This is a genomic window from Micromonospora sp. KLBMP9576, assembly GCF_050941805.1.
Taxonomy (GTDB): Bacteria; Actinomycetota; Actinomycetes; order Mycobacteriales; family Micromonosporaceae; genus Micromonospora.
This window is the reverse complement of the sequence record NZ_CP194567.1, coordinates 2,169,705-2,188,255: the sequence shown is the minus strand read 5'-3', so window position 1 is coordinate 2,188,255 and position 18,551 is coordinate 2,169,705. Positions and strand designations below refer to the sequence as shown.

13 protein-coding genes are annotated in these 18,551 nt (G+C 71.9%); 5 read left to right on the top strand and 8 right to left on the bottom strand.

Translation table 11 applies throughout. The features are described 5' to 3' along the window. Window positions 1–102: 102 nt before the first annotated feature. On the bottom strand, window positions 103–1,059 hold the full coding sequence (locus tag ACQ452_RS09740; RefSeq protein ID WP_433392421.1) for an NAD-dependent epimerase/dehydratase family protein: 957 nt from the start codon (window positions 1,057–1,059) through the stop codon (window positions 103–105). Between the two features lie 299 nt (window positions 1,060–1,358). Here ACQ452_RS09740 and ACQ452_RS09735 point away from each other — a divergent pair, with 299 nt between their 5' ends. Then, the gene (locus ACQ452_RS09735) at window positions 1,359–3,395 is read left to right on the top strand and encodes a hypothetical protein (RefSeq protein WP_433392420.1); all 2,037 of its coding nucleotides are present in this window, start codon (window positions 1,359–1,361) and stop codon (window positions 3,393–3,395) included. A gap of 37 nt (window positions 3,396–3,432) precedes the next feature. Here ACQ452_RS09735 and ACQ452_RS09730 read toward each other — a convergent pair whose 3' ends face one another. The 3 genes from ACQ452_RS09730 to glgC all read right to left on the bottom strand — a co-directional run bounded on the left by ACQ452_RS09730 (window position 3,433) and on the right by glgC (window position 7,071). Then, on the bottom strand, window positions 3,433–3,951 hold the full coding sequence (locus ACQ452_RS09730) for a DapH/DapD/GlmU-related protein (RefSeq protein ID WP_433392419.1): 519 nt from the start codon (window positions 3,949–3,951) through the stop codon (window positions 3,433–3,435). A 244-nt stretch (window positions 3,952–4,195) separates the two neighbouring features. After that, the gene (gene pgm, locus ACQ452_RS09725; protein ID WP_433392418.1) at window positions 4,196–5,842 is read right to left on the bottom strand and encodes a phosphoglucomutase (alpha-D-glucose-1,6-bisphosphate-dependent); all 1,647 of its coding nucleotides are present in this window, start codon (window positions 5,840–5,842) and stop codon (window positions 4,196–4,198) included. Beyond that, window positions 5,839–7,071: a glucose-1-phosphate adenylyltransferase gene (gene glgC / locus ACQ452_RS09720; RefSeq protein WP_433392417.1), complete on the bottom strand. Its 1,233-nt coding sequence runs from the start codon at window positions 7,069–7,071 to the stop codon at window positions 5,839–5,841. Before glgC ends, pgm begins: the two co-directional genes overlap by 4 nt. Before the next feature lie 72 nt (window positions 7,072–7,143). Here glgC and glgA point away from each other — a divergent pair, with 72 nt between their 5' ends. From glgA to glgB, 4 genes are all read left to right on the top strand, one after another. After that, window positions 7,144–8,346: a glycogen synthase gene (gene glgA, locus ACQ452_RS09715; protein WP_433392413.1), complete on the top strand. Its 1,203-nt coding sequence runs from the start codon at window positions 7,144–7,146 to the stop codon at window positions 8,344–8,346. 215 nt (window positions 8,347–8,561) lie between these two features. Next, a complete protein-coding gene (locus tag ACQ452_RS09710; protein ID WP_433392411.1) occupies window positions 8,562–9,407 on the top strand; it encodes an SDR family oxidoreductase in 846 nt (281 codons plus the stop codon). Window positions 9,408–9,478: 71 nt separating this feature from the next. Continuing rightward, window positions 9,479–11,572 carry a maltotransferase domain-containing protein gene (locus ACQ452_RS09705; RefSeq protein ID WP_433392409.1) on the top strand — a complete coding sequence of 698 codons (2,094 nt, stop codon included), beginning with the start codon at window positions 9,479–9,481 and terminating at the stop codon, window positions 11,570–11,572. After that, complete coding sequence (gene glgB, locus ACQ452_RS09700) at window positions 11,560–13,662, top strand: 1,4-alpha-glucan branching protein GlgB (protein WP_433392408.1); 2,103 nt, start codon at window positions 11,560–11,562, stop codon at window positions 13,660–13,662. The genes ACQ452_RS09705 and glgB overlap by 13 nt, the downstream gene beginning before the upstream one ends. Before the next feature lie 45 nt (window positions 13,663–13,707). On the opposite strand, the gene ACQ452_RS09695 is transcribed toward glgB, so the two are convergent. From ACQ452_RS09695 to ACQ452_RS09680, 4 genes are all read right to left on the bottom strand, one after another. Further along, a complete protein-coding gene (locus tag ACQ452_RS09695; RefSeq protein ID WP_433392407.1) occupies window positions 13,708–15,732 on the bottom strand; it encodes a family 10 glycosylhydrolase in 2,025 nt (674 codons plus the stop codon). Between the two features lie 64 nt (window positions 15,733–15,796). Beyond that, the gene (locus tag ACQ452_RS09690; protein ID WP_433392405.1) at window positions 15,797–16,468 is read right to left on the bottom strand and encodes a hypothetical protein; all 672 of its coding nucleotides are present in this window, start codon (window positions 16,466–16,468) and stop codon (window positions 15,797–15,799) included. 2 nt (window positions 16,469–16,470) lie between these two features. Further along, complete coding sequence (locus ACQ452_RS09685; RefSeq protein WP_433392403.1) at window positions 16,471–16,854, bottom strand: PadR family transcriptional regulator; 384 nt, start codon at window positions 16,852–16,854, stop codon at window positions 16,471–16,473. Window positions 16,855–17,477: 623 nt separating this feature from the next. Continuing rightward, window positions 17,478–18,518, bottom strand: coding sequence for an App1 family protein (locus ACQ452_RS09680; protein ID WP_433392402.1), 1,041 nt, complete (start codon window positions 18,516–18,518; stop codon window positions 17,478–17,480). Window positions 18,519–18,551: the final 33 nt, after the last annotated feature.

Below are 18,551 nucleotides of genomic sequence, written 5' to 3'. Positions count from 1 at the left end.
CGCGCCGGGACCGGGCCGGCGGCGTGGCTGATGCGCCGGGTACGAAAGGTGGGGCCTCGGCGACGACCTGCCCCGGCTCTGCCCTGCTCGACGCCTTCTGGGTCACCGCTGTGCGACGTGTTCCACGCGCGGCAGCCCGGCCATCCACTCGATCGTCGCCTGGAGACCGTCGGTGCGGGCGATCGGCACGACGTCCGGAAACAACTCCCGCAGGGTGCTGTCGTCGGCCAACGAGTGCGGGACGTCGCCGGTGCGCGAGGGCGCGTACTCACGGGCGATCGGTCGCCCCAGCAGCTCGGTGAGTTCGCCGAGGACCTGCAACAGGCTCGCCCGTGCCCCGAAGGCGAGGTTGACCGGGTGCGGATGGTGCACGCGGCGGCGGAGCGCGTCGAGGATGACCTGACACACCGTGCCGACGAAGGTGAAGTCGCGCGACTGGGTGCCGTCACCGTGCAGCACGACTGGTTCCCCCCGCAGCGCCGCGTGGACGAATCGGGGGATGACCGCGGCGTAGGCGTGGTCGTGCCGCTGCCCGGGACCGAACACGTTGAAGAACCGGAAGGCCAGCGTGGGCAGACCGAATGATGCCTGGTGGGCGAGGGCGTACGCCTCGGTGGCGAGCTTGCTGGCGGCGTAGGGACTCATCGGCCGGGTCCAGGTGAGCTCCGCCTTCGGCAGCGCCGGGTTCATGCCGTAGACCGACGAGGAGGAGGCGACCAGGACGTGGCCGACGTCGTGCCGTCGGGCCGCTTCGAGGACCATGAGGGTGCCCGTGGCGTTCGCGTGGTGGGAGGCGAGCGGGTCACGCAGCGAGCGGGGCACGCTGGGCAGCGCCGCCAGGTGGACGACCGCTTCCCGCCCGGCCATGGCGGCGTCGAGTGTCGCCGGGTCCAGGATCGACCCCTCGACGAAGTCGACGTCCAGCCCGTCGAGGTTGCCGCGCAGCCCGACCGACAGGTCGTCGAGGACGGCCACCTCCTTCACGGCGGGCTCGGCCAACGCGGCTCGGGCCAGGTTGGACCCGATGAAACCGGCTCCGCCGGTGATCAGAATGCGCATGCGAACCCCTCGGTGGATGGACCGCCCACCTGTACATCGAGCGAGGCCAGGGTGCCGTAACGGGTGACCGCGCAGGGACGAGGTGATCAGGCCGAAGGCCGAGAGCGCCTCGGCACCCAGCTGGCCGGCTCGACGGCCCCGACAACCACGCGGCGGCGAAGCGGCGATCCCGGTGGGCTCCACCAGCCGCTCCCACCACTGTCGGGATCCAATCCGACACCCTGGGTAGTCGTCTTGTCTTTTCCCTGACAGCCGAGCTGACGAGCCGGTGTGAGGATGAGGACCAGGAGGTATCAAACATGACAAATGCTACGACTGTCTATCGGGGCGGCAACCTGCTGTCCATCCGGTTCCGGTTCGACGACACCCGCGACGTGATGATGCCGGCCAATCTCGCCTACCCCCCCGCCACCATGGTCGGCCTGTGGCACGGGGGCCTCCAGCAGGCCACGCTCGTGCCGTCGACCGCGACTGACGCGCAGGTCTGGCCGGTCGTGCCCCCGGCACTCGGCACCAGGATCCACGACATGTCGGACGACAACTGCCCGATCAACACCGGATGGTCGTACGTCGGCGCCAACCACGGCTACGACACGGGCTGCCGGATCGCCCTGGTCGACCACGGCAAGACGACCGCCGACGTGGGCTCGCAATGGACCGACGGGACCCGCATCTACACCCTGTTGGCGGTCCCCGACGCCAACAAGCTGCTGTTCGGCAACCCGTACACCGTCGTCAACGGCATCGCCCAGGGGGTGAAGAACCCACCGTCGGCACCGCTCACCCACGTCTCGGGTGCGACCCACACGGCCACGGTGCCGATCGCGGGCATCCTCACCCCGGCGGTGCAGATCTTCCCGTCGACCCACTCCCACACCGTGGCCGTCGAGCTGGACGGCAAGCCGGTCCCCGACGGCAGGTCCACGGGACAGGCGTTGACGATCTCAGAGTCGTACGTCATCCCGTCGTACCAGGGAATGATCGACACCGCGCGGGCGAACATCGGCACGCCGCTCGCCACGATCATGGCGCAGACAGCGCCCCTGTGCCGTGTCACCAATCTCTACCGCTGGTCGGAGGGCACCCTGATCGTCTCGCAGCGGGTGACCGCCCAGCAGACGTTCACCCTGAACATGGGCGTCACCCAGTGCTTCCCGCTGACCGCGCCGGCGGGCGGCACGCGTCGGCAGTTCATGCCGAACGTCGGGGTGGCCGGCACCCTGGACTGGTCGGGCTGGGCAGACATCAACACCCTTCCCGCGCTCACCGATTTCACCCCGGCGACCCTCAAGGATCCGCTGATGCCGGTGAGCAGCATGACCCAGTGGGCGGTCGACGCACAGGGAACCCCGCAGTGGGGCATCACCATGGGGATGCTGCCGATCGGCGACGGGCTCGCCCAGAACCGAATCAAGTACACGACAGCGAAAGGCTGGTTCATCAGCTCCAGCTTCAAGAAGAACTATCCGCAGCTGGTGTGGGGGCGCACCCTCGAAGCCGGGGTGTCGGTGGCCGGCACCGCCTACCGCCGGTATCTGCCCCCACCCCGGACCGCCACCGAGGTCGTCGTCTCGGACGGCACCCACGACTTCGTCATGATCGAGCGGGTCGGCACCGTCGTCAGCGCTCAGATGCGGGCACCGCAGTTGCTGAACCGGAAGCTGGTCGCGGTCGGATCGACGAACCTCCAGGTCCCGGCGCGGGTCACCGCCGACGGGATCCCGTACCACGTGCCGGTGTCCCCCGGGTACGGCATGTGGCGCGCGGAACCCGACATGGTGCCCGCGGAAGCCCTGCCGGGGGCGACGCGCGGCGTGGGCACCTACTTCCTGCTGATGTCCGGCCCCACCCGCAGCAACACCTACACGGGCACCTACCAGCGTCTTCTGCTGTACCCGATGTACCTGGCCGAGGCCACCCGGGTCGACCGGGCGTGCGTCGAGATGACGGGGATCGGCACGGGGGTGGTGCGGCACGGCGTATACGGCCACGACCCGGCAACCGGCCGGCCCGTGACGGCCCGCCCGATCGCCGACTTCGGCACGGTCGCCGCCGCCGTGGGGGTGCAGGAGTCGATCCTGGCCGTCCCGGTGGTCCTGCCAGCCGGCTGGCACTGGTACGCACACGTGTGGCAGGCCGTCCTCACCACCCCGCCCTCGTTGCGGGCCAGTGTCACCGGCAGCGGGGCAACACTGAACCTCGGTACCAGCTCGGCGGCCATGACCGGCGACCGATTCGGCTACCACGCCGGCGGGGTGGGAGGCGCCCTGGGGGCGATCACGATCGCCGGCGTCCACCAGCTACCGCCGCCCCGGGTGGCCTACCGGCGGGCCTAGCCACGGGCTGCGCCCGCCGCGTCGGACGTCGGCAGCGTCAGACGGTCGTCACGCCGTAGATCCTCTTGATCGCCTCGTGCTTCTCCGGTACCGCGAGGTGGCCGATGCCCAGCGACTTGGCCTGCAACTGCGCCAGATATTCGTCCGTGGTGCGCAGGGGGCGGGCCGGCACCCCGGCCGCCACCGTGTTGTCCGGGATGTCGCGCGTGACGATCGAACCGGCCCCGATCACGCACCTGTTACCGATGTTGACTCCGGCGAGGATCATCGACCGCATGCCGATGTAGACGTCGTCACCGATGGTTATGGGGGCCGTCCAGTCCAGCTCAGGATGATCCTTGCGAAGGATCAGGGTGCCCCCGTCGTGGGTCACGAACTGCACCCCGGCGGTGATGTAGACGTTGTCCCCGATGGTGATCAGCCACGGTTCGGACCCGAACATCGCCCGGTTCACCGCGTAGAACTTGACCCGGCCGTTCAGGTGCACACCCAGTGACCGGACGAACGCCTCAGGATCACGGGAGCCCGCGAGATGGTCCTGGACCCTGCGGATCATGGTGCGAACGCGGCTTGGCACCTGTCAACCTCACTTACGGAACATTCGGCGGCAACGGGCCTGACTTCACCAGACCCAACACCTCCCTAACGATCCGACCGAGCCGAGGTGGCGAAGCTGCGTCCGCAGCGACCGCCACGAACCAGGCGCTTCCGCGCCGTCGACCCCGCCGACGCAGTCGACGCGAGGTTGTCGCCACCCGCGCGGTGTGGCGACAACCTCGCGACAAAGCGGGTCTGGCGGATCAGGCCTGGCCGAGCACCCCGTCGACCAGGGCCCTGGCCTCCTGCTGGATCCGGGCCAGGTGCTCCGGGCCCTGGAAGGACTCGGCGTAGATCTTGTAGACGTCCTCGGTGCCCGACGGCCGGGCGGCGAACCAGCCGGACTCCGTGGTCACCTTGAGCCCACCGATCGGCGCGTCGTTGCCGGGTGCGGTGGTGAGGGTCGCGGTGATCGGCTCACCGGCCAGCTCGGTGGCGGTCACCTGCTCCGGGGAGAGCTTCGCGAGCACGGCCTTCTCCTCCCGGGTGGCCGGCGCGTCGATCCTCGCGTAGGCGGGAGCACCGAAACGCTCGGCCAGCTCCGCCCAGTGCTGGCTGGGGGTGCGGTCGGTGGTGGCGATGATCTCGGCGGCGAGCAGGCAGAGCAGGATGCCGTCCTTGTCGGTGGTCCAGGTGCTGCCGTCGCGGCGCAGGAAGGACGCGCCGGCGCTCTCCTCGCCGCCGAAGCCCACCGCGCCGTCGAGGAGCCCGGGAACGAACCACTTGAAGCCGACCGGCACCTCCAGCAGCGGCCGGCCCAGGTCGGCGGCGACCCGGTCGATCATCGAGGAGGAGACCAGGGTCTTGCCCACGGCGGCGGCCGGCCCCCACTGCGTCCGGGTGCGGAACAGGTGGGCGATCGCCACCGCCAGGTAGTGGTTGGGGTTCATCAGGCCACCGTCGGGGGTGACGATGCCGTGCCGGTCGGCGTCGGCGTCGTTGCCGGTGGAGACCTGGTAGTCGGCGCGGGCGGCGATCAGGGACGCCATCGCGTTCGGCGAGGAGCAGTCCATCCGGATCTTGCCGTCGCCGTCCAGGGTCATGAAACGCCAGGTCGCATCGACCGTCGGGTTGATGACTGTGAGGTCCAGCCGGTGCCGCTCGGCGATCTCACCCCAGTAGCCGACGCTCGCCCCGCCGAGCGGGTCGGCGCCGATCCGCACCCCGGCGGCGCGGATCGCGTCGATGTCGATCGCGGCCGGCAGGTCGTCGACGTAGTGGGCGAGGAAGTCGTACGAGCCGGTGGTGTCGGCGGCGCGGGCCCGCGCGTACGGGATGCGCCGGACCTCCTTCAGCCCGTCGGCGAGGATCGTGTTGGCCCGGTCCTGGATCCACCTCGTGGCGTCGGAATCCGCCGGACCGCCGTGGGTGGGGTTGTACTTGAAGCCGCCGTCGTCGGGTGGGTTGTGCGACGGGGTGATGACGATGCCGTCGGCGAGCCCGCCGGTGCGCCCCCGGTTGTGGGCGAGGATGGCGTGCGACACCGCCGGGGTGGGGGTGTAACCGTCGCGGCTGTCGAGCAGCACGGTGACCTCGTTGGCGGCGAGCACCTCGAGCGCGTCCACCGCGGCCGGGGCGGAGAGCGCGTGGGTGTCCCGGCCGAGGAAGAGCGGGCCGTCCGGGCCACGCTCCCGGCGGTAGTCGCAGAGCGCCTGCGTGATCGCGAGGACGTGGTCGGAGTTGAACGCGTTGCGCAGGCTCGACCCGCGGTGCCCGGACGTGCCGAAGGAGACCTGCTGCGCCGGGTCCTGCGGATCGGGATGCTCGGCGTAGTAGGCCGTCACCAGCCGGGGCACGTCGACCAGGTCGGCGGGCTGGGCGGGCTTGCCGGCCCGGGGATGACTGCTCACGGTTCCACCTTCTGTCCCTTGCCGATGACCACGATGCCGTTCTCGGAGACCGTGTAGCGCTGCCGGTCCTTTTCCAGGTCCACGCCGATCTCCGCGCCCTCCGGCACGACCACGTTCTTGTCGAGGATGGCCCGGCGGACGACGGCGTGCCGGCCGATGTCGACGCCCTCCATCAGCACCGCGCCGTCCACGTGTGCCCACGAGTGGACCTTGACCTTCGGCGAGACGATCGAGTTCTCCACCAGGCCGCCGGAGACCACCGCGCCGGGCGAGACCATGGAACCGACCGCGCGGCCGACCCGCTCGCCCCACTGGTGGACGAACTTCGCCGGCGGGTACGGCGGCTGCGCCGTGTAGATCGGCCACTCGAAGTTGTAGAGGTTGAACACCGGGTGCACGTTGATCAGGTCCATGTGGGCGTCGTAGAAGGAGTCGAGGGTCCCCACGTCGCGCCAGTAGCCGCGGTCCCGGTCGGTGCTGCCCGGCACCTCGTTGTCGCGGAAGTCGTAGACGTTGGCCTCGCCCCGCTCCACCAGCATCGGGATGATGCTGCCGCCCATGTCGTGCTTGCTCGACTTGTCCTCCGCGTCGCGCTCGACCGCCTCGCAGAGCGCCTTCGTGCTGAACACGTAGTTGCCCATGGAGGCGTAGATCTGGTCGGGGGCGTCGGGCAGGCCGACGGCGTCGGTGGGCTTCTCGCGGAACGCCCGGATCCGCCGGCCGTCCTCACCGACCTCGATGACACCGAACTGGTCGGCCATCGACAGCGGCTGCCGGATGCCGGCCACGGTCACCCCGGCGCCGGAGGCGATGTGGTCCTCCACCATCTGCCGGGGGTCCATCCGGTATATGTGGTCGGCACCGAAGACGATCACGTGGTCGGGCTGCTCGTCGTTGATCAGGTTGAAGCTCTGGTAGATCGCGTCGGCCGAACCGGCGAACCACCACGGGCCGCGACGCTGCTGCGCCGGCACCGGGGTGACGTAGTTGCCGAGCAGCGTCGACATCCGCCACGTCTTGGTGATGTGCCGGTCGAGCGAGTGTGACTTGTACTGGGTCAGCACGACGATCTTCAGATAGCCGGCGTTCGCCAGGTTGGACAGGACGAAGTCGACCATGCGGTACATCCCGCCGAACGGGACGGCCGGCTTGGCCCGGTCCGTGGTGAGCGGCATCAGGCGCTTGCCCTCCCCGCCGGCCAGGACGATCGCGAGCACCTTGGCAGCCATGCCCCCGACGCTATCCATCCCCGGGGGAACTCACCACTCGGACGGGCACACTTCTGCACTAGGGTGCGGGGGATGACAGCACCGGCAACGCTTCGCGTCGACCTACTCACCCGGGAGTACCCCCCGGAGGTGTACGGCGGGGCCGGCGTGCACGTCGAGTACCTGGCCCGCGAGCTGCGCCGCCTCGCCGACGTACGGGTGCACTGCTTCGGCGCGCCGCGCACCGGGCCGGGCGTCACCGCGTACGCCGAACCGGCGGGACTGACCGGCGCGAACGCCGCGCTGCGGACGATGGGCGTGGACCTGGAGATGGCGGCGGCGTGCGCCGGCGCCGACGTGGTGCACAGCCACACCTGGTACGCGAACCTGGCGGGGCACGCCGCGAAGCTGCTGCACGGCGTGCCGCACGTGGTGACCGCGCACAGCCTGGAGCCGCTGCGGCCGTGGAAGGCCGAGCAGCTCGGCGGCGGCTACGCGCTCTCCTCCTGGTGCGAGCGCACGGCGTTCGAGGCCGCCGACGCGGTGATCGCGGTCAGCGAGGGGATGCGGCGCGACGTGCTGACCGCCTACCCGGCGGTGCACCCCGACCGGGTCCGGGTGGTGCACAACGGCATCGACACCGCGCAGTACGCCCCGCACCACGGCACGGACGTGTTGGAGCGCCTCGGCATCGATCCGGCCCTGCCCAGCGTGGTGTATGTCGGGCGGATCACCCGGCAGAAGGGCCTGCCCTACCTGCTGCGCGCGGCGCGCGACCTGCCCGCGGACACCCAGTTGGTGCTGCTGGCCGGCGCGCCGGACACCCCGGAGATCGCCGCCGAGGTGCAGGAGTTGGTCGCCGGGTTGCGGGCGAACCGCTCGGGTGTGGTGTGGGTGGCCGAGATGCTGCCCAAGCCCGACGTGATCCAGGTGCTGACCCACGCCACGGTCTTCGTCTGCCCCTCGGTCTACGAGCCGATGGGCATCGTGAACCTGGAGGCGATGGCCTGCGAGACGGCGGTGGTGGCCACCGCCACCGGCGGCATCCCGGAGGTGGTCGCCGACGGCGAGACCGGGCTGCTGGTCCCCATCGAGCAGGCCGGCGACGGCTCCGGCACCCCGCTGGACCCGCAGCGGTTCGTGGCCGACCTGGCGGCGGCGATGAACACCCTCCTCGGCGACCCGGCGAAGACCGCCGAGCTGGGCCGGGCGGGCCGGCGCCGCGCCGTCGCGCACTTCTCCTGGGACGCCATCGCCGACCGCACCCTCGACCTCTACCGCTCGCTCCTGAGGTAGGCAGGGACACCCGTTGGCGTTTCCGTTGGCGGGAGGCCTCCCCACCACCGGCAGCACCCGGCCCGCCCGGGGTGCGGGCCTTCCGCCGCGCACACGGCACCGGCCACGTGGCGATTTGCCGCGATTGTCGAGCCAGGAGGGGCGCGACGTGCCAGCATCCGGCGAGACGGGGCAGCCAGGTGCGCCGGCTGACGGCGAAGTCGAAGGGAACCGACATGGGTACGTACGCGGTGACGGGTGCCGCCTCGGGCATGGGCAGGGCCACGGCCGAGCGGCTGCGTGGCGACGGGCACACCGTCGTCGGCGTGGACCTGCGCGACGCCGACGTCATCGCCGACCTGGCCACGCCGGCGGGGCGCGCGGCGGCGGCGTCCGAGGTGCTGCAACGCGTCGGGGGCCGGCTCGACGGCGCGGTCTGTGCCGCCGGGCTCGGCGGCATCCCGGGACGGGACCGGGTCGTACAGCAGGTCAACTTCTTCGGCGTCGTGGACCTGCTCGAGGCATGGCGGCCCGCGCTGGCCTCGGCCGGCAACAGCAAGGTCGTGGTGTTCGGCTCGAACTCCACCACGCTCACCCCGATGGTGCCGGAGAGCGCCGTGCGGGCCCTGCTCGCGCGCGATCCCGACAAGGCGCTGCGCGTGGTGGGGCGTTTCCGCGGCCGTTCGGCGCCCTTCGCGTACGCCAGCTCGAAGATGGCGGTGACCCGGTGGGCGCGGCGCAGCGCCGTCTCGCCGCAGTGGGCCGGCGCCGGCATCCGGGTCAACGTCCTCGCTCCCGGCATCATCGCCACGCCCCTGCTCGAGGAGCAGATCGCGCGCGGCGAGAAGGACGCCGTCGAGGGGCTCGCCGTGCCGATCGGCGGGCGGGGCGAGCCGAAGGACGTCGGCGAGTGGGTGGCGTTCATGCTGTCACCGGCCGCCGACTTCCTCTGCGGTTCGGTGATCTTCCTCGACGGCGGATCCGACGCCTGGTTCCGCACCGACGACTGGCCCGCCTCCACCGGCCCCGCCGGGGTGCTCCGCTACCTGCGGCGCGCGAAGCAATGGCGGGCCCGGCGCTGACCCGACGGGGCGGCGCAGCCAAAGCAGGGCGCAATCGAGCGCGAAAGGATCTCGCGCAGTAGGTTGGCGGGGTGACTGGACGGTTCCCGATCGAAGACGTCTCCCCCGTCGTCTCCTGCGGTCGCTACCCGGCCAAGGCTGTGGTCGGCGAGGCGGTGCCGGTGTCGGCCCGCGCCTACCGCGAGGGCCACGACGCGCTCGGCTGCAACGTGGTCTGGCTCGGCCCCGACGGGCTGGCCCGGCCGTTCACCCGGATGCGCCCCGGCGAGCCCGGCCAGGACCGGTGGCACGCCACCATCCGCCCCGACGCCGTCGGCGAGTGGGTGTTCGCCGTCGAGGCGTTCGCAGACCCCTACCTGACGTGGCAGAACGCGGTGACCAAGAAGATCGCCGCCGGGCAGGGCGCGACGGAGCTGGCCAACGACCTGGCCGAGGGCGTCCGCGTGCTGACGGCGGCCGTCGACCTCGTGCCGGCCGGCGAGGCCGACCGGGTCCGGTCGGCGGCGGCGGCGCTGGTCGACGAGCGGCGGGAGCTGCCCCGGCGGGTCGAGGCGGCCCTCGGCCTGGCCGAGTTGCTCTGGGCGCACCCGGTGCGCGAGCTGGTCACCACCGGCGAGGAGCACCGGCTCTGGGTGGACCGCCCCAGGGCGCTCTTCTCCGCCTGGTACGAGTTCTTCCCCCGCTCGGAGGGGGCGATCCCGGCCACCGTCGACGCGCCGGCCCGCTCCGGCACGTTCGCCACCGCCGTCGAGCGCCTCCCGGGCGTCGCCGCGATGGGCTTCGACGTGCTCTACCTGCCGCCGATCCACCCGATCGGGCGGGTCAACCGCAAGGGTCCCAACAACGCGCTGACCGCCGGGCCCGACGACGTGGGCTCGCCGTGGGCCATCGGCGCCGCCGAGGGCGGCCACGACGCCATCCACCCCGATCTGGGTACGCCGGAGGACTTCCGCGACTTCGTCGCCGCCGCCGCCGAGCAGGGCCTGGAGGTGGCCCTGGACCTGGCGTTGCAGTGCGCGCCGGACCACCCGTGGGTCACCGAGCACCCGGAGTGGTTCACGACCCGGGCCGACGGCAGCATCGCGTACGCGGAGAACCCGCCGAAGAAGTACCAGGACATCTACCCGGTCAACTTCGACAACGACCCCGACGGCATCCGCGCCGAGGTGCTGCGGGTCGTGCTGCACTGGGTCGGCGAGGGCATCCGGATCTTCCGGGTGGACAACCCGCACACCAAGCCGTTCGACTTCTGGCACTGGCTGATCACCGAGGTGAAGCGGGTCGAGCCGGACGTGCTCTTCCTCGCCGAGGCGTTCACCCGGCCGGCGATCATGCACGGGCTGGGCAAGATCGGCTTCACGCAGTCGTACACCTACTTCACCTGGCGCACGACGGCCGCCGAGATGCGGGCGTACTGCGAGGAGCTGGTCGCCTCCGCCGACCACATGCGGCCGAACTTCTGGCCGAACACACCCGACATCCTGCACTCCTCGTTGCAGCACGGCGGCCCGCCGATGTTCAAGATCCGGGCGGTGCTGGCCGCGCTGCTCTCCCCCTCCTGGGGCATGTACGCCGGCTACGAGCTCTTCGAGCACGTCGCCCGCCCCGGCGCGGAGGAGTACCTCGACAACGAGAAGTACGAGCTGCGCCCCCGCGACTGGGCCGGCGCGCAGGCACACGGCCGCTCGCTGGCCCCGTTCATCGCCACCCTCAACCGGGTACGCCGGGACAACCCCGCCCTGCACCACCTGCGCAACCTGGTCTTCCACGAGATCGACAACCCGGCGCTGCTCTGCTGGTCCAAGCACGACCCGGACACCGGCAACACGGTGCTGGTGGTCTGCTCGTTCGACTCGCAGAGCGTGCAGTGGGGCAACACGACGCTGGACATGCCCGCGCTCGGCCTCGACTGGCACGACCGGTTCACCGTGCGCGACGAGCTGACCGGGGCCAGCTACGACTGGGGGCAGCGCAACGCCGTGCGCCTCGACCCGTACCTGCAACCGGCGCACGTGCTGACCCTGCGTCGGCCCGACGGCGGCACCGGCCCGGCGCCGGCGTCGGCGGCCCCGGACCTGACCGTCGAGAACGTTCCCGACGATCTCTCGGGCGGCACCGCCCCCACCGCTCCCGCCCAGAAGGACGACACCCGATGGACCAGCTGATCGCCGGCGCCACGCACGACCCGCACGCCCTGCTCGGCGCGCACCCGGCCGACGGGCGCACGGTCGTGCGGACGCTGCGGCGGGGCGCCACCGACGTCACCCTCGTCGTCGACGGCGGGCGGCACCCGATGCGGCGGGTACACGACGTCGGGGTGTTCGAGGCGGCGGTCGCGGGCGAGGTGGTCGACTACCGTGTCGAGGTCGACGGCCACCTGCGCGACGACCCGTACCGCTACCCGCCCACCCTCGGCGAGCTGGACCTGCACCTCATCGGCGAGGGCCGCCACGAGCGGCTCTGGGAGGCGCTCGGCGCCCGGGTCTTCGACGAGGGCGTGGCGTTCACCGTCTGGGCGCCGAACGCGCGCGGCGTGCGCGTGGTCGGGGACTTCGCCGGCTGGGCACCCGACGACGGCTGGCCGATGCGCTCGCTCGGCGGCAGCGGCGTGTGGGAGCTGTTCGTCCCCGACGCGCGGGCCGGCGCCCGCTACAAATACCGCGTCCTCGGCGCCGACGGCCACTGGCGGGACAAGGCCGACCCCCTGGCGGCGTACGCGGAGGTGCCGCCGGCCACCGCCTCGGTGGTGCACCACTCGACGTACGAGTGGGGCGACGCCGACTGGTTGGCGCGGCGGGCGCGGCGGCAGCCGCACCAGGAGCCCATGAGCGCGTACGAGGTGCACCTCGGCTCGTGGCGGCCGGGCCTGGGCTACCGGGAACTGGCCGAGCAGCTCACCGCGTACGTGACCGAGCTGGGCTTCACGCACGTCGAGTTCATGCCGGTGATGGAGCACCCGTTCGGCGGCTCCTGGGGCTACCAGGTCACCGGCTACTACGCGCCGACGTCCCGCTTCGGCGACCCCGACGAGTTCCGCCACCTGGTGGACGCCCTGCACGCCGCCGGCATCGGCGTGATCCTGGACTGGGTGCCGGCGCACTTCCCGAAGGACGAGTGGGCCCTGGCCCGCTTCGACGGCACCCCCCTGTACGAGCACCCCGACCCGCGGCGCGGCGAGCACCCCGACTGGGGCACGTACGTCTTCGACTTCGGCCGCCCCGAGGTGCGAAACTTCCTCGTCGCCAACGCCCTCTACTGGTGCGACGAGTTCCACGTCGACGGGCTGCGGGTGGACGCCGTCGCCTCGATGCTCTACCTGGACTACTCCCGACCCGAGGGGCAGTGGGTGCCGAACCGGCACGGCGGCCGGGAGAACCTGGAGGCCATCGCCTTCATGCAGGAGGCCAACGCCACCGTCTACAAGCACCACGCCGGGGTGGTGATGATCGCCGAGGAGTCGACCGCCTGGCCGGGGGTCACCCGCGCCACGGCCGACGGCGGGCTGGGCTTCGGGTTCAAGTGGAACATGGGCTGGATGCACGACACCCTGCTCTACACCTCGAAGGACCCGGTGCACCGGCAGCACCACCACCACCAGCTCACCTTCTCCCTGGCGTACGCCTGGAGCGAGAACTACGTGCTGCCGATCAGCCACGACGAGGTGGTGCACGGCAAGGGCTCCCTCGCGGCCAAGATGCCCGGCGACACCTGGCAGCGGCTGGCGAACGTGCGCGCCCTGCTGGCGTACATGTGGGCGCACCCGGGCAAGCAGTTGCTCTTCATGGGCTGCGAGCTGGCCGACGACCGGGAGTGGAGCGAGGAGCGGGGCCTCGACTGGTACCTGCTGCACGACCCGGCCCGGGCCGGCGTGCAGCGCCTCGTCGCCGACCTGAACCGCGTCTACCGGGACACCCCCGCGCTGTGGGCGCAGGACACCGAGCCGGCCGGCTTCCGCTGGATCGCCGGCGACGACGTCGCCAACAACACCGTCTCGTTCGTCCGGATCGCCCCCGACGGCGCGACCCTGGTCTGCGTGGCGAACTTCTCCGCCCGGCCGCTGGAGGACTACCGGATCGGGCTGCCGGCCGGCGGCACCTGGGCGGAGGTGCTCAACACCGACGCCCACCACTACGGCGGCTCGGGCGTGGGCAACCTCGGCGCCGTGCACGCCGAGGACGCGCCCTGGCACGGTATGCCCGCGTCGGTGGCGCTGCGGGTGCCGCCGCTCGGCGTGCTCTGGCTGCGGCGCGACTGAACCGACCGTTCCCCGGGGCCCGCAACGCCCCGGGGAACGGCGCGCTCAGAGGCGGGTGATCCGGACGGCGTCCGCGACGACGTACCCGGTCGTGCTGGTCCAGCGGCTGACCCCGACGACCTGGCGCGTGCCGGCGGCGAAGTCGTAGGTGCCCAGCACCCGCCACTGCCCGCCGCCGGTGCGCTGGTCGACCTTGGCCGTCACCGTCCCGTTCGCCGTCGCCACCAGGTGGGGCGTGGCGCTGTTGTAGCCGGGGTCGGCCGGGTACCAGACCTCGACCCGGTACGAGCCGGCCGCGGGCAGGGTCGCGGTGAACCATGCCGGGTCGCTGACCGCCTGCGGCTGCGCGAACCGGTAGTTGGCGCCGTACCGGGTCGCGAGGTAGGACGACTGGCCCCAGGTGTCGGCGGCGGTGAAGCCACCGGCGGTGGCGTTGTCCACGATCACGCTGAAGGTGCCGCCGGTGCCGGTGACCGTCCGCGCGTTGCTGGCGGCGCTCTCGTGGTGCAGCCGGTCCAGGCCGGTCACCAGGTAGCGGTACGTCGAGCCGGCCGCGGCGGTGGTGTCGGTGAACGTACCGGTGGTGCCCGAGGCGCGGACCGTGCCGAGCAGGTTGCGGGCGTCGGCCAGGTCACAGGGATCGACCGTGCCGCTGCCGGGCAGCCGGTACACCGCGTACGCGGCCGTGCCGCCGGTCGCGCCGCGCTGCCAGTTCAGGGTCACGCCGCCGGAGCCGCGCACCGCCGAGGTGAGGTTCGGCGCGGCGGGTGCGGCACCGCCCACCCCGGCCGGCGCCAACGCGGGCCGACGGTAGTGGTCGGTCATCACCCGGGAGACCGCGCCGATCCGGTCGGCGCGGACGTCCTTGGCGCTGAAGTGGATGTCGCCGACGACCCGCGGGTAGGCGCGGTTCAACGTCAGGTGGTCGGTCAGCTCGGCCGGGTCCTGCCAGGCGGCGTCCTGCCCGGACGCCCCGGCGCGGTAGGTGGCCTGCCCCACGAGCAACTGCACGTCGGTGCCGGTGACGGTCTCGGACCACCAGCGGACCAGCTCCGCGTAGTCGGCCGAGGGGTGGCCGATGTGCCAGTAGATCTGCGGGGCGATGTAGTCGATCCAGCCCTGCTTGACCCAGCGGCGGGTGTCGGCGTAGATCGCATCGTACGACTGGAGGCCGGTGGTGCGGGAGCCCAGCGGGTCGGTGCCGGCGTTGCGCCAGATGCCGAACGGGCTCACGCCGAGCTTCACCCACGGCTTGACCGCCTGGATCCGGTTGTGCATCTCCTGGACCAGCAGGTTGACGTTGTTGCGCCGCCAGTCGCCGATGGTGCTGAACCCGGCACCGTACTGGGCGAAGGTGGCCTGGTCGGGGAAGCCCCCACCGCTGCCCGGGTAGGGGTAGAAGTAGTCGTCCCAGTGCACCGCGTCGATGTCGTAGCGGCTGACGGCGTCCATCATCGCGTTCTGCACGAAGGCCCGGACGGCGGGGATGCCGGGGTTGTAGTAGAGCTGCCCGTTGTAGGCGAGGGCCCAGCCGGGGTTCTTACGGGCGGGGTGGCTGGCGGCCAGCTTGGTGAGGTCGGTGTGGGTGGCGACCCGGTACGGGTTGAACCAGGCGTGGAACTCCAGGTCGCGGGCGTGCGCCTCGGCCACCATGAAGGCCAGGGGGTCGTAGCCGGGGTTGGCACCCTGGGTGCCGGTGAGCCAGTGCGACCAGGGCTCGTAGGTCGACGGCCAGAACGCGTCGGCGGTCGGGCGGATCTGCACGACGACGGCATTCATGCGCCGCTGCTTGGCCAGGTCGAGCCAGCCCCGGTACTCGGCCTGCTGGGCGGCCGGCGTGAGCCCGGTGCGGCTGGGCCAGTCGATGTTGGCCACGCTCGCCATCCACATGCCCCGGAACTGCCGTTTCGGGGTGGCCGGATCGGTCACGCAGGCCGCCTGCGCGGCGACCGGCACAGTGTCCGGCGTGCTGGGTGGGGAGGCGGGGGCGGCCGTGGGGACGGCCGCGCCGAGCGCCAGCGCCGCTACCAGCGCCAGCCCGGAAATGAATCGACCATAATCTCTGCGCACGAAAATATATTCAACGGCGTCGAGCCATTACGCAAGTATCCTTCACGACTTTCACCGACCGGCGTCAGGTCGTGACAGGCGCCCGGAGACCGCCGCCGTCGCGCAGGGACCACTTGCGGGCCAGGAGCGTGGCGCCGGCCACGGCCGCGACGACGAGTGCCACCTCGCCGGCCACGACGAGGGGGTTGGTGCTGTAGCCGAACACGCCGGCGAGCCCCATGACGATCGGCGTGACGACCGGGCCGGCGAGCGGCAGCAACACCAGCATGGCGTTCGCGGTGTGCCGGATCCTCGGCAGGTCGCCCAGTCGCGTCCGCACCGCGACGACCGCGCCGCCGACGGCTATCGCCGCCGCGGTGCCGTAATAGAGGAGGACCGCCAGCACGAGCGGCATGCGGAATCCGCGTGGCACGTCGAGCCACGCCACCAGGAGTGGGTAGCCGAGCACGAGAACGAGCGCGCCGACGCAGGCGCCGAGCGCCGCACCCGCCAGGGCTGTCTGCACCACGCGGGCGTACTCCGGTGGGACGCGCGACACCGCGGCCTCGTCCGCCAGCCGCCGGGCGAGGCCGCGCAGGTCGGTGCCGAGGAGTTGTTCCGGAGTGACGCCGTCAGCCGCGGCCGACTCCAGTTCCAGTCGGAGATCGGCGGCGAGCACCGCCCGATCCGGGCGGCCGACGCCGTAGGCACGCCACTCCCGCTCGGCCGTCGCCACCGCCTCGTCGATCACGTCCACGCTCAACTCCTTGCGCTGTCGGTGCTGGTGTCCGCCTCGGCCAGGGCGGTGTCGACGGTGTTGACGAACCGCATCCACTGGCACCGCCACGCGCGCAGCCGCTCCTCACCGTTGGTGGTGAGCGCGTAGACCTTGCGCTGTGGCCCCGTCGGGCTGGCCTGCAGTTCGTCCGCGACGAGACCCAGCCGCCGCATCCGGGTCAGCAGCGGGTAGATCGTGCCGTAGCCGACGCCCTCGAAGCCGACGGCTTCGAGCCGACGGACCAGTTCGTAGCCGTGCGTCGCCCGCGTCGCGAGCAGCGCGAGCAGGCACATGTCGAGGGCGCCGCGCAGCAACTGCGTCTGCCTGTCGCCGTCGGCGGAGGCCCCCGGATCGGCCGCTATCATGCGACACACAATACCGGGACTATTGGGTGCCAGCAAGCAGTAACTCATAGTGAAGCTGCCCTGCCCGCGCCCGCCGGGGCGCTCCCTTACCTTGAGTGATCGACCTTTCCCTCGGCAGCCCTCGGGGCCTCGGCTCTTCACCTTCGCGGCGCGCTGAACAGGAACTTTGGGGCCGCCGGCGCGAACCGCCCCACCACCTTCCCGCTCCCTTTGCTCTGCAGCCATATGCGCACCGCACACGCTGCGCAACCGGTGCGTGGGCGGGTGCAGAGCAAAGGGAGCGGGGTGCGGTGTGGTTGCGAGCCGCCACCGAGCACGCTGCGTGACCGAAGGCTGCGATCGCGCGAAAGGACGTGGTGCCGGGGGCGTCGGCGGGGTTGAGCTGCACCCCGCTTCACGTGTCATCCTGCCCGGGCGGCAGCGCCGGGAGTGCGGGCCGCGACACCGGGCCCGAGCGGCCGTCACCGCCGTCGACAGGAGGACACCGGGTGGCCCCGCGGCGGATCCTGGCGTGGCGGGAGGAGAACGAACTGCCGGGTCGCGAACTCATGCGCGACGGCCGCTGGTTGGCCTGAGACCCGAGCAACCGCCGCGGCCGGCGGGATCAGACCGGGCCGGTGGGATCAGACCAGGCCGGCGTCGCGCAGCAGCTTCCACAGCCCCGCGCCGTCCGGGGCGGAGAGCCACTTCTGCCCCACCGGCCCCGCCGACGACTCACCGGCCGCGGCGGGCAGACCGCCGGCCAGTACCGCCTGCGTCGGCGACAACCGGCGGATCGCCACCCCCGCCACGTTCTGCGGATGGGCGGCGGCGAACTCGCGGTAGATTTCCGGGTCGTGCTGGCCGTCGTCGCCGACCAGCAGCCACTTCACGTCGGGAAACTCCCTGGCCAGCCGGGCCAGGGTGACCCGCTTGTGCTCGCGTCCGCTGCGGAACCAGCGGTCGGCGGTCGGCCCCCAGTCGGTCAACAGCAGCGGCCCGGCCGGGTAGAGGTGCCGGGACAGGAACCGGGTCAGCGTCGGCGCCACGTTCCAGGCGCCGGTGGAGAGATAGAAGACCGGGGCGCCGGGATGCGCGGTGACCAGCCGCTCGTAGAGCACCGCCATGCCCGGCACCGCGTTGCGGGCGTGCTCGTCGAGGACGAAGGTGTTCCACGCGGCGAGCATCGGGCGGGGCAGGGCGGTGACCATGACCGTGTCGTCGATGTCGGAGAGGACGCCGAAACGCACCTCCGGGTCGAGGATGCGCACCGGCGCCTCGACCGGCTCCGCGTCCGGCAGGCTGATCCGCACCGAACCCCAACCGGGCGGCAGGTTCGCCTCGACGACGGCGTCGACGAAGCCGCTGCGGTCGGCCCGCGCCTCGTGGCACACCCCGCCGGCCTCGATGCTCACCGTGACATGCTTGGCGGGCAGGGTCGTGAAGCTGCGCCACCCGCGCACCTTCTCCAGCCGGCCCCGCTGGCGGGTGTCCGGCCGCCCCAGCAGCACCCGACACATCACCCGCACCCAGCCGGGCGCCCCGTAGCCGGTGTACGCGATGACGTTCGTCCGCCAGCCGGTGCGCCGCAACCGGCGCTCGACCAGCGAGTGCAGGGCGTCCTCGACCCGCGCGGCCCGGTGCAGGTTCGGTACGGCCAACTGGCCGGCGGGAGTGGGTGACACGTCAGCAACCCTGCCACAACCAGGCCACGTCGG